The organism is Streptomyces albidochromogenes (genome assembly GCF_005981925.1).
GTDB lineage: Bacteria > Actinomycetota > Actinomycetes > Streptomycetales > Streptomycetaceae > Streptomyces > Streptomyces albidochromogenes.
The window spans coordinates 1-12,079 of record NZ_VBVX01000209.1 but is presented as its reverse complement, the minus strand read 5'-3'; the positions used below and the strand labels follow the sequence as shown (position 1 = coordinate 12,079).

General features: G+C 71.9%; 5 protein-coding genes. 2 read left to right on the top strand and 3 right to left on the bottom strand.

Annotation, left to right across the window (positions count from 1 at the left end; all coding sequences use genetic code 11):
• The 3 genes from E2E34_RS23720 to E2E34_RS23710 all read right to left on the bottom strand — a co-directional run.
• A partial coding sequence (locus tag E2E34_RS23720; RefSeq protein WP_244316023.1) for an amino acid adenylation domain-containing protein occupies window positions 1-7,253 on the bottom strand: 7,253 nt, incomplete at its 3' end.
• Window positions 7,254-7,255: 2 nt separating this feature from the next.
• Window positions 7,256-8,503 (bottom strand): aromatic ring-hydroxylating oxygenase subunit alpha, encoded by a 1,248-nt coding sequence (locus E2E34_RS23715; RefSeq protein WP_244316021.1) that lies wholly within the window; start codon window positions 8,501-8,503, stop codon window positions 7,256-7,258.
• A gap of 390 nt (window positions 8,504-8,893) precedes the next feature.
• The gene (locus tag E2E34_RS23710; RefSeq protein WP_138903944.1) at window positions 8,894-10,135 is read right to left on the bottom strand and encodes an NAD(P)/FAD-dependent oxidoreductase; all 1,242 of its coding nucleotides are present in this window, start codon (window positions 10,133-10,135) and stop codon (window positions 8,894-8,896) included.
• 902 nt (window positions 10,136-11,037) lie between these two features.
• On the opposite strand from E2E34_RS23710, the gene E2E34_RS23705 reads away from it, so the two are divergent.
• Complete coding sequence (locus E2E34_RS23705; RefSeq protein ID WP_138903943.1) at window positions 11,038-11,322, top strand: hypothetical protein; 285 nt, start codon at window positions 11,038-11,040, stop codon at window positions 11,320-11,322.
• The gene (locus E2E34_RS23700) at window positions 11,319-11,717 is read left to right on the top strand and encodes a PIN domain-containing protein (RefSeq protein WP_138903942.1); all 399 of its coding nucleotides are present in this window, start codon (window positions 11,319-11,321) and stop codon (window positions 11,715-11,717) included. Before E2E34_RS23705 ends, E2E34_RS23700 begins: the two co-directional genes overlap by 4 nt.
• The last annotated feature ends 362 nt before the right edge of the window (window positions 11,718-12,079 follow it).

The window sequence follows — 12,079 nt, the reverse complement described above, 5'->3', positions numbered from 1 at the left end:
TCGCACTCGCCGTCACGGATGCTGCGCACCGCCGTGTGCAGGGCGACCAGGGACGACGAGCACAACGTGTCGATCGTCATGCTCGGCCCGCGCAGATCCAGGAAGTAACTCACCCGGTTCGCCAGGATCGCGTTGTGGTTGCCGAGACCCGCCGCCGTCTGTACGACGTCTCCCACGACCATGTCGCGGTAGTGCTGGTAACTGGCGCCCACGAACACTCCGGTGGACGGCTGGGACTGCCCCGCCAGGCCGGCGTCCTCCAGGGCCCGCCAGGCGGACTGGACGAGGTGGCGCTGCTGCGGGTCGATCCACTCCGCCTCGGCGGGTGACAGCCGGAAGAACCCGGGGTCGAAGTCCGTCAGCCCTTCGATGAAGCCGGCTCGCCTGAGGTAGACGGTGCCGGGCTTGCCCTCCGTGCCGTAGTACGAGTCGATGTCCCACCGGGATGCGGGGACCTCGCTCAGGCAGTCCTCACCTTCCAGCAGAACCCGCCACAGCTCCTCGACGTTCCCCGCCTTGGGGAAGACTCCGTCGAAGCCGACGATGGCGATGTCGTGCGCGTCCACGTCACCGGGCACGGAGGCGACAGGCTGCTCGCCCGTCGGCGCCGGAGCCCGGTCCGAGGCATGCACGGTCTCCGGGACCGGGACCGGGATCGGGGCCAGGACCGGGGCATGCGCGATCTCCGGGGCCGACACCTTCGCCGGCTCCGGGGCCGACACCTTCGCGGGCACCGCCTCCGGGCGCTGCTCGGGCGCGGCGGCCTGCGAAGCACCGCCCACGGCCGGGGTGCCGGAGCCGGGGTTGCCTGCCTCGGCGGGGGCCGACGTGACCCCGTACTCGTCCCGCAGTTCGGCGGCCAGCCGGTCGACCGTACCGACCTCCAGGACCAGCGTCACCGGAATGTCCACGTCCAGCTTGGCCCGGATGTCCTGGGCGAGCGAGACCGCGAGCATCGAATCGAGACCCTGCTCCTGCAGCGGGCGGTCCGTTTCCAGTTCTTCGACGTCCAGCTCCAGGGCGGCCGCCACCCACCGGGCCAGCGCGGCGTCGAGCCGGCCGGCGGCGGGACGGCCGGGAGCCGCCCCGGCACGGTGGCCGTTGGACACGGGCGTCGCAACCGGCGGCGCCACAGCCGACGTGGGCGCGGGCGCGGGCAGGGGCGCCGGGTGGTGGCCGTTGCGGCTGCCACCCCCCGCGGTCCCCGGCGACGGCGCCGGGGAGAGCCGCTTCCACGTGATCCCACGAGCCTCCAGGACGGCTTCGTCGCCGTCGAGAACCACCAGACTGGCCGTCAGCAGACCGGAGTCCGGCCCGGTGTCTCGGTCGCGCCGGGCGTAGACCCGGGCGGTGTCGGGGACGGGTCCGAGGACGCTGAGCCGCTCGACGGTGAACGGCACGTACAGCCCCTGCGCGCCGCACGCGGCGAGCGCGATCTGGAAGGCGCCGTCGAGGAGGCGGGCGTCCACCGCACCGGCGGTCCGCCCCGCCCCACGCAGTACACCCGTCGCCTCTCCCGGCGCCACGGACAGCGCGGCCACGGTCCGGAAGCCGGCGCCGTAGCTGAGCCCGGCGCGTTCGAACGCCTCGTACATGGCGTCGAGTCCGACGGCGGTGAAGCCCTCGTCGGAGGCGGGAGGGGCGAGTGACGGCTGCTCGGGTCCGATCAGCTCCGCGTTGCAGACCAGGGCGCCGGTGCCGTCACGGAAGGCGAGCGTGTCGTTGTCGCGTTCGGCCGTGAGCGTCGCGGGTGCCTCGACGGCCGCCCGGAAGGTGAGGTCCCGCAGGCCGAACCGCGTCCGGTCGAGGAACTCGGCGACCTTCCCGGGGTACCCGGCGCCGGGCAGGGTCGGCTTGCCGAGGACCACGTGTTCCGCGGCCTCCGGGTGCTCCGTCCACGTGCTCTTCGTCGGGCCGGGCGCAGGGTCGCGCCCGTCGGCGGGCCGCTGCTCGGCGGGCTCCAGCCAGAGGTACTTCTCCTCGTGCGGGGCGGTCGGGAAGCGCACGCCCGCTCGGCGCCGCTCACCGGCGGGCAGGTCCGCGCCGGTCACGAACGCCTGGGCCGCCGCGTCGAGGGCCTCCCGGTCCGCTGCGGCGCCCACGGGCCCGGCGTCGGTGCGCGCGGCCCCGGAGGCCACGCCCGCGTAGAGGGACCGGGTGTCCGCGACCCCGGCCAGGAAGAGCCGCAGCTTGTCCTCCAGCTGCTCGACACTGTCCGCCACGCACGCCAGCCGGTGGGCCGCGGCCGACCGCTGCCGGCTGGCCGCGCTCAGCGCGTCCAGGGACGGGCAGTACGGGGAACGCAGCATCAGCACCAGCCGGTGGGCCAGGGTGCGCAGCGCCTCGTCCGATCCCGCGGACAGGATCAGCAGCCGCGGCCCGGGCTCCGTGCCGTCCGGTGCCGTCGGGTGCCCTGCCTCGACGACCGCGTGCGCGTTCGTTCCGCCGAAGCCGAAGCTGCTGATTCCCGCCACGCGCGGGCCGCTGCCCCATGGCAGCAGCCGGTCGGCCACGAACAGGGGCGAGTTGTCGAAGTCGAAGGACTTGTTCGGGGTGTCGAAGTTCAACGACGGCGGAATGTGCGCCGCTTGAAGGGCCAGGATCGTCTTGATCAGCCCCGCGATGCCCGCGGCGGGCTCCAGATGGCCGATGTTGGTCTTCACCGAGCCCACCGCGACCGGCTGCCGGCCGGACGGCCCGGACAGGACCGCGTGCAGGGCCTCCAGTTCGATGAGGTCGCCGAGCTGGGTGCCGGTGCCGTGCGCCTCGACGTAACCGATGTCGGCGGCGGTACGACCGGATCCGGCCAGCGCCTTGCGCAGCACGGTTTCCTGAGCGGGTCTGCTGGGCGCCGTGAGGAAGCCCGCGCTTCCGCCCGTGTGGTTGACGGCCGTGCCGCGGATCACGGCGAGGACGGGGTCGCCGTCGCGTTCGGCGTCGGCGAGCCGTTTGAGGATGACGGCGCCGGCGCCCTCACCGCGTACGTAGCCGTCGGCCGCCTCGTCGAAGGCGCGGCACTCCCCCCGCGGGGACAGCATCCCGTTGCGGGCGAAGGAACGTGTCTTGTCCGGAGTGAGCACCAGGTTCGCGGCCCCGACCACGGCGGCGTCCACATCGCCGGCCCGCAGGTGCATGGCCGCCTGGTGCAGGGCGACGAGGGAGGACGAGCACGCCGTGTCGACGGCGAAGCTCGGGCCCGCCCAGTCGAAGACGTGCGACAGCCGGTTGGCGACCATGGAGGCGGCGGTGCCCGTCGCCACGTGCGGGTCGCCGTGGCCGATGCTCCGCGCCACGAGCTCCGGGAAGTCGCTCGCGATGGTGCCGACGAAGACGCCGGTGGCCGCGCCGAGGGAGGCGTGGTCGTGGCCGCAGCTCTCCAGGGCCTCCGCCGTCACGCTGAGCAGGATCCGCTGCAGGGGGTCCATGCGGCGGGCCTCGCGGTCGGTGAGTCCGAAGCGGGCGGCGTCGAAGTACTCGACACCGTCCACCCAGCCCATCCGCACCTCGTCGGCGCCGGCGTCGGACCACAGGTGGGCCCAGCCGCGCTTGCCGTCGGGGGCATGCCCGACGCTGGACACCCCGTTGACGAGGTTGAGCCAGAACTCGTCCGGCGTGGCGGCCCCGGGGAACCGGCACGCCATGCCGATGACGGCCAGCGCGCCGTCGTCCGCGTCCGTCCCGGCGGGCTCCGCCGGCGCGGGCCGTGCGGCGGCCGGCGCCGTCGGCGTGGTCGCCGCGGGTACGGGTTCGGCCGGAGCCGGTACGGTCGCGGCCTCCCCGGCCTCGGGCGCGAGCAGCCGTACGACGCCCTCCGCGTCCAGCAGCCGGGCCAGCTTCACCGGCGTACCGGAGGCGAAGACCGACGGGGCGGTGATGTCCGCGCCCAGCTCACGGCTGAGCCGCACGGCGGCGAACGTGACGTTGACGGAGTCCCCGCCGAGGTCGAAGAAGTTGGCGTTCACGTCGAAGTGCGGGTGGTCCAGCGTGGCCGCGAAGACGCGCGCGATCGACTCCGCCAGCGCGTCCGCCGTCAAGCCGGTCACCGCCGGCTCGACCGGCTCGACGGACTGCACCGGTTCCACGGACTCCACCGGCTCGACGGGGCCGACGGTCTCGGCCGGTGTCGTGGCGTGCTCCGCGGCGGAGCGGATGATGGTCTCCCGCGTGGGCAGCGGCAGCCGGGCGCGCGCGACCTTGCCGTTGTCGGTCAGCGGCAGGGCGTCGAGGCTGACGTAGGCGTCGGGCACCATGTAGCCGGGCAGGGAGCTGCCGACGAACGCGTCGAGCTCCGACTTGGCCGGGATGCCGTCGCACACCAGGTAGGCGGTCAGCCTCGGTTCGCCGCGCCCCTCGAACCGCGCCGCGACCACCACGGCGGCGGTGACCCCCGCGAACGTCTCCAGCACCCGCTCGATCTCGGCGGGCTCGATGCGGTTGCCGCGCACCTTCACCTGGGCGTCGGAGCGGCCGAGCCACTCGATCGCGCCGTCCGCGTGCAGCCGTACCTCGTCGCCGGTCCGGTAGAGCCGTACGCCGGTCGCCGGGTGGACGGTGAAGACGTCGTTCGTCAGGTCCGGCCGGCCGGCGTAGCCGCGGGCGAGGCCGGTGCCGGAGATGTACAGGTCGCCGGTCGTTCCGGCGGCGCACGGCTCCAGCTCCGCGTCCAGGACGTGGAGTTCCATGTTCGGCAGGGGTTCGCCCAGCGGCAGGAAGGCGCCCACCGAGGTGACCCGGTGGCACGAGGCCCAGATCGTCGCCTCGGTCGGTCCGTAGAGGTTCCACAGCGCGCGGGCCGGTGCGTGCAGGCGCTCGGCGGTGGCCGGCGGTAGCGCCTCGCCGCCCGACAGGACCGTGAGTTCGGGGTGCGGTGTCCAGCCGGTGCCCAGCAGCAGGCGCCACAGGCTCGGCGTGGCCTGGGCGACCGTCACCCCGCCGGCCGCTTCGGCCAGTCGGAACGGGTCGCCGGCCGTCTCACGCGAGGCGAGGACGACCGTCGCGCCGGCCGTCAGCGGGAGGAACAGCTCCAGCAGCGAGATGTCGAAGGCCACGGTGGTGTGCGCGAGCACGGTGTCGCCGGGCGACACGGCCAGGCGCTCGCCGATGCCGGTGAGGAAGTTGGCCAGCGCCCCGTGCTCGACCTCGACGCCCTTCGGGTTGCCGGTCGACCCGCTGGTGAACAGCAGGTAGGCCAGGTCGTCGGGGGCGACCCGGGGCGGCACCGCCTGCGCCGAGCCGTCCGACTCGGGCACCCGCAGTGCGGGGCCCAGCGAGGCTCCCAGGGCGTGGGTGCGGGCGTCGGTGACGATCAGGTCGCATCGCGAGACCGCGACGTACTGCTCCAGCCGCTCCACGGGGTACCCCGGGTCCAGCGGCAGGAAGGCCGCGCCGGCCCGCAGGATGCCGAGCATGGCCGGGATCAGCGGGATGTCCCGCTCCATGAGTACGCCGACGACCGAGCCGGACTCGATGCCCTGGTCGTGCAGGCGGGCCGCGATGGCGTCCGCCCAGGCGTCCAGGCGGGCGTAGTCCAGCGTACGGGCGCCTGCCCGGACGGCGGTGGCTTCCGGCCGCTCGGCCGCCGTGGCGGCGAACAGGTCCAGAAGTGTCGCGGCGGCGGGGGTGGCGGTGGAGCCGTCGGGGTGGGCTGCGGCCGGCGCCTCGGTGGGTGCGTCGGGACGGGGCTCCTCGCCGTGGAGCAGGGCCGTCAGGACCATGTCCTCGACCTGCTCGGTGAACTCCAGCGCCTCCGCCTCGCCCATCGCGGTCTCCCGGACGAAGACCGCGGGCGGGCCGTCCTGGAGGCACAGCAGCGCGATCTCGGTGTGCGGCTCGGCGGACGCCTCCTCGCCGGCACCGCGGTCGAGCACCATGACCCGGGTGAAGCTCGGCTCGTCGGAGCCCAGCGGGCGCCCGGCCAGACCGAGGCGCAGTTCGAGGTCGCTGGCGTAGCCGTGGCGAGCGGCCACCTCGTCCAGCTTGTCCCGCAGGGACCGGGTGGAGTCGCCGTCGAACCGCACGGGGAAGCGCGCGGCGGCGATGCCGTGCGTCTTGTCCGCGAGGACGCGCGCGGCCGAGGGCGACCAGGCGAAGTCGAAGGTGGGCTCCCCGGTGCGCTCGGCGACGACGGTGAGGAAGGCGCGGACGACCGCGACCGCTTCCTCGCGCGAGGCGGGGGTGAAGGCCAGTTCGTAACGGCCGTAGTGGGCCCCGGCGGCGGAGAAGTCGTCGGCGGGCAGCGGAGCGGGGCGCAGCTGCTCCAGGCGCGCGCGCCACCACGGCTCGTGCGCCCGCAGTGGCTTCTGGGCGGCGGCGATGTCGGCCAGCCGCCGGGCCGAGGCGGCGGGCAGCGGCGCTCCCGGCGCGATGCCGAGCCGCTGTGCGGCGGCCTGACCGCTCAGGGCGCTTCCGTCGACGGCGGTGCAGTCGCTCAGCACGAGGTCGGCGTCGGGGGCGGCCAGGGTGATGGCCGAGGTGGTCACCGACAGCACGGTGGTCTCGGTGCGGGGCTCGTCGCGCGGGATCAGCCGGACCTGCCGGGTGAAGACCGCGCCCTGTTCGGTGACGAGGGTGGGTACGCCGAGCGGGTTCGGGAAGGAGCCGTAGTCCAGGGCCTTGGAGAGCCGTACCGCCTCGACGGCCGTGGTGCCGGCGTGGATGAGGCCGCCGGACGCCATCCGGTCGGACCGCCGGTAGAACCGCCGCTCGCGGTCGCTCGTGTCGACCGGTTCGGGCAGCGTGCGCTCCACCACGTGCGGTACGAGTGCGGCGAAGAGGTCGATGCCCGCCTCGGCCGTCTCGTACGTCAGCGACAGGGCGGTGGAGTGCTCACGGACGGGGAACCAGCGCTCCAGCAGCACACTGCCGGCGTCCACGGCCTCCGTCATGCGGTGCCAGGTCGCCGCGTGCCGGGACGCGCCCTCGTACAACGCCCAGGCGGGGACGTGGCTGCCGGAGTAGCGGGGCAGCGGCCCGTCGTGGAAGTTGATCGCGGCGACCTTCGGCAGGTCGAGGATCTCGGCGGGCAGGATCCGGAAGTTGACCATGCTGAACAGGTAGTCGAACGGCTGCGCCGAAAGCGTCGCCGTCAGGTCGCCGCGCGGGTCGAGCACGGGAACCGCGTGCGCGTCCGCCCACGCCGTCACCGCCGGGTCGTCGCTGAAGACGCCCTCGATCCGCACCCCGGCGTCGAGGAGCTGTGCCGCGCACTGGGTGAGGACCCGGGTGCCGCCGATGATGAAGCAGTTGGTTCTCATGCTCACCCCGCGGTCTTCCGGGCCTCGGTGGCGCCCTCGCCGTCGACGGCGGTGTCCGAACCCTCGGTGGCACCCTCGCCGTCCGCGGCGGCGCCGGAACTCTCGGGCGCGTCCTCGCACTCGGCGGCGACCCAGGAGTCGATCTGGGAGACGACCTCTTCGTCGAGCGAGAGCTGTCCGGGCGCCCACAGGGGGTTCGACAGGCCCCGGTGAGTGCGCTCGCACATCTCCCAGTCCTCGTAGTTCGCCTTGTCCCACAGCGCGAACACGGCTTCGTGGGAGAAGTCGGGCTTGGCGGTCTCGGAGGGGTGGAAGAGCCAGAAGTGCCGGACGAAGCAGGTGCCGGGGCTCTCGGGCCAGACCCACTGCATCATCACGTAGTCGGCCGTGAACCCGAACAGCAGGTTGGGCAGGATGGTGATCCAGTTGATCTTCTGCCGGTCCGCTTCGGGCACCAGTCGCATCGGCTCCCGGCCGCTGCGGCCCGTCATGGACACGGAGTTGTAGCCGCCGCGGATGGACTGCCACGCCCCGACGATGTCGCCCTTGAGGTCGTACGTTCCCGCGTCGTCGAAGTCGGTGATGCGGTGCAGGTCCTTGTGGGCCGTGGGGAAGTGGAGGCTCTCGTTGACGTTGTGCGCGACGAGCTTCCAGTTCGAGGCGACCGGGTAGTCCTTCGCCTCGACGCACTCCAGGTCGGCGAGCTCGTAGACGCGGGCGAACTCACCGAACTCGCCCAGCGAGGCGTCGAGGTCGGGGGCGTCGTCGGAGAAGGCGATGAACACGACGCCGAACCGGACCTCGGTCCGCACGGGCAGCAGGCCGTTCTTCTCCTTCTCGAAGAAGTGGTCCAGGTAGGTGCCGTTGAGGCTCTTGAGCTTGCCGTTGCGGTCGTACACCCAGCAGTGGTAGAGGCAGACGAGGCTCTGCCGCTTGCCGGTGGCCTCCTCGACGAGCTTGTAGCCCCGGTGCCGGCAGTAGTTGTGGTACGCCTGGATCCCGTCGTCCCCGTGCAGGAGCAGGACGGAGCCGGTGCCGATGTTCAGGGTGCTGTAGGCGCCCTTTTCCTTCAACCGGGAAACATGGTCGACCGGAAGCCAGCGCCGTCCGTAAATACGGGCCATCTCCCGCCGGTGCTGCTCCTCACCGGTGTAGAACTCGTGCGACCGGCCCGTGCCGCCTGTTTCGAAATAGGGCCTTTCCTCGTCCTGCTCACTGATGAGTTCGAACATGCTGGACGCACGCGTCATCTGCTGGACTCCCTCAGGGGGTGAAGCGCCATGGAATACGATGCCGGAATTCCGTAATCCGTTGCCCCGGGGCCTTCCGAAAAGGCCGCACCGGGTCCCGGGAATGCCGGGACGGCATGTGGAGTGAACGGTGAATGGGGATGAGAGGTGGGCCGGACCGGCCCGGGCAGGCGAAATCGCGCCCGGCCGGACATGGGGCGGCCACCGAGGAGATACCGGCGGCCGGACCGGGCCGCCGGTGCCAGAAGAACTCGACGCGCACGCGTGACGGAGTACGCGGGAGAGGAGCGCGCGGAGCGCCGGCGCGGCGGCCGGTGAGGGCACGCTCGACGCACGGCGCTCGGCACGGAGCGCCCTCGGCCGGACGAGTGCGGCCGACGCCGCCGGGCGTCAGCCCGCCGGGTCGTAGATCCGCTGGTCCTGCGGCACGCCGGCGTCGTCGTAGAGGCGCTCAAGGGCGTCCGGCGCGTAGATCTCGTAGTCCGGCACGACTCCGCCGATCAGGCCGAGCATCTTGTTGGTCCACTCCTGGCTCGCGCTCATCGCGCTCATCGTCGCCTGGAAGAACGGGGGCAGCTCGGTGAGTTCGCCGAGCGTCGTCGTGAAGTCGTAGACGCCCGCGCTCTCCTCGTCGCGCAGCTTGTTGTATTCGGCCAGCGCCTCGTCCATCGGCCGCTCGCCGGTCAGCCCTTGGTGGACGCGCTCGGCGAGGAGCTCGCCGTGCATGAAGGCGTCGGTGATCCCCCACCCGGTGTACGGGTCCTTGTGGTAGCCGGCGTCGCCGACCAGCGCCCAGCCGGGCCCGTAGGCGCGGCGGTAGTAGTTGTCCGGGTACCGCATCGGCTTGAAGTCCTCTTCGCGCCGGCCCTGATCGCGCAGCTGCACGCCCATCTCGGGGGACACGTCGTCGAACACGCCCTGGAAACCGGCCTCGACGTCCTGGCGGAACTCCCTGAGCTGGCGCCGGGTGCAGATGACGGCCAGCATGCTGACGCCGTCGTTCGTCGGCCAGGTGCCGAACCACTTCTCGTTGAAGCCGGTCTTGTGGTGCAGACCCCAGTCGAGACCGCTGTAGTACGAGTAGTAGATGAAACCGGCGGCGGGGCGCACGTTGTACAGCTCCGCCCCGACGCGCTTGGCGACCGTGGAGTGGAAGCCGTCGGCGCCGATGACCACGGTGGCCCGGAACTCCCGCTCGGGGCCGTCCCCCTCGCGTCCGCGGATACCTGTGACGCGGCCGTCGGTGAAGGTCAGGTCGGAAACGGTGAACCCTTCGAGGACCTCGGCGCCGGCCCGGCGGGCGGCGTTGACGAGGATCTCGTCCAGCACGGTGCGGCGCGGGCAGTAGACGGCGTCGATACCGTCCACCGGGTCGGCGAAGCCGTTGAGATCGATGCCCCGGTAGGAGTAGTTCATCTTCCGGAGTGCTGGCGTCTTGGCGGCGACGATCTCGTCGAGCAGACCCCATTCCTGGAGTCGCAGCAGCCCGGCCTGGTGGATGTAGTGGGTCGACACCGCGTCGCTGGGGAATGAGGACCGGTCCACCACGAGAACCCGGTGCCCCTGTCTGGCCAGCAGCATCGCAATCGGCGATCCGGCGCAGCGGGCACCCACAACAATGACGTCGTACATACGACTCCCCCGGCTATTGGTTTTGAGGTGCCGATACACACCGTGGTCAGCGGTGCGAGCACATTTCGAAGGCTATGAAGTCGGACAGATCACGGTCAAGCCTCGGTAATGACCGGGCAATGTCGAAGCGTTTCGTTCGCGCCACCCGAATCTTTCATTCCGCCCCCACGCCGCCGGGAATGCCCCTTTCACCCCCTCAGGAAGGCCAGAACGATGTGTCACACGTCACAATTCCACTGGGGCGAAAACTGGCCAGTTGCGGTCCAAGTCTTGGTGGATCGCACATGAAATCCCGTCACCGGGGTATCGCGCCCCGACCCGGCCGGCGGAATGGGCACGCGGGCAGCCCCGGAGGGGGCCCGTCCGGACCATCGACAGCCGGACGCGAAGCCTGTATTGGGCCTCCTGAGCCCCACGTCCGGCCGTCGGCGCACCAGGCCGGGAGGAAGGAGAAGCACCACCGGCGCACCCGAAATCCAGACCTCGACTACCGCCGCCGGGGGGGCGGTGGACACCCCTGCGCCGCCTCTACCGCCATGCGAACTCAGCCAGTTGCCGCACACCCCGGCCGCAAGCGACGCCCGGGCCACTACCTCACCGAGGGGGCACCGCCCACACCCACCGAGGAACCGCCACTCAGGCGTCCTTCTTCACCGGCTCCAGAATCGCCACGCACTCCACGTGGTGCGTCACCCCCAACACGTCAACAGAAAACACGTCAAAGAAAAACAGCAGGTCAGCGTCCTGTGAGACGCAAATCGGCCTCAAAGCCAGTGTGCATTGCGGGCGCTATGGGCGCTACGCGCGACCTCTCTGCGCACGACGCCGCATCCGCAGGAGCCTGCGAGACCGCCCGTCGGCAGGCTCTCGCCGTATGGCATTCGAAATGCTATACTCGTGTCATGGCTGACGACGACACCGCCTTCCCGCCCGGCGACGGCCCCACTAGCGGCATCTCCGTCTCCCTGACCGCCGGCACCCTGCAAGCGATCCGCGAGCGGGTCGGCAAGCGGGGAGTATCCGCGTACCTGGAGAAGGCCGCGCAACGACAGATCGAGCGCGACAACCTGGACGAGCTGATCGCGGACTTCGACAAGACCCACGGCCCCGCCGACCCGGAAGCCGTCGCTGCCAAGCGGGCCAAGCTCACCGGCGGCACCTCCTCCGGTGCCGGGGCGGCCGCGTGAGCGGCGCCCTGATCCTGGACAGCGAGGGCCTGGCCAAGGCCGTGCAGCGCGATCGCGAGGTCCACGAGTGGCTCACCGCCGCTCGCGACGCCGATCTTCCCGTGATCACCTCGGCGGCCGTGCTCGTCGAAGTGATCCACCCCCGGATCAACGACGCCGCACTGAAGTGGACGCTGTCCCGGCTGCGCGTCGAACCGGTCACCCAAGCCCTCGCCCAGTCCGCCGCCGCCCTGCTGCGCACGGCCGGCCTGCACGGCCACAAGTACGCCATCGACGCCATGCTCTGCGCCACCGCCCTCGCCCAGCCCGGCCGCATCACCATCCTGACATCCGACGTCGAGGACATCACCATCCTCACCGCCGACCACCCCCGCGTGACCGCCGAGAAGATCTGATTCGTGACACCGAGCAGGGCCCGCGTAACGTCGGGGTGCCGACAGCGGGGGTGAGGCGTTGTGGGACGCGGCGGCGAGCCACGGCACGCGGCGGTCAAGGACGCTGGCGATCCACGGACCAGAGCTCGTGCACGCCGCCGTCGGCCAGGCGGGCTTCGGTTTTCAGCCGGTCGCCGGGGCGCAGCACCTTCGGAGGCGGGACTGCTTGTAGGCGGCGGCCTTACTCGACGGCTTGGCGTACACGACAGCCGTCTCGCAGCTGGGCGAATCCGCGCCGCTGGGCGGTACGGACTCCTGGCGCCGTAGTCTGGGCGCCCGCCCACCGTCGCGCCGGGGAGGATGGGTTGTCGGCAGGGGCGGGC

What these genes read in the sequence shown, in the direction of transcription:
- E2E34_RS23715 (WP_244316021.1), bottom strand. Translation starts at nt 8,503, where the DNA reads ATGACGCGTGCGTCCAGCATGTTCGAACTCATCAGTGAGCAGGACGAG.
- E2E34_RS23705 (WP_138903943.1), top strand. Translation starts at nt 11,038, where the DNA reads ATGGCTGACGACGACACCGCCTTCCCGCCCGGCGACGGCCCCACTAGC.
- E2E34_RS23710 (WP_138903944.1), bottom strand. Translation starts at nt 10,135, where the DNA reads ATGTACGACGTCATTGTTGTGGGTGCCCGCTGCGCCGGATCGCCGATT.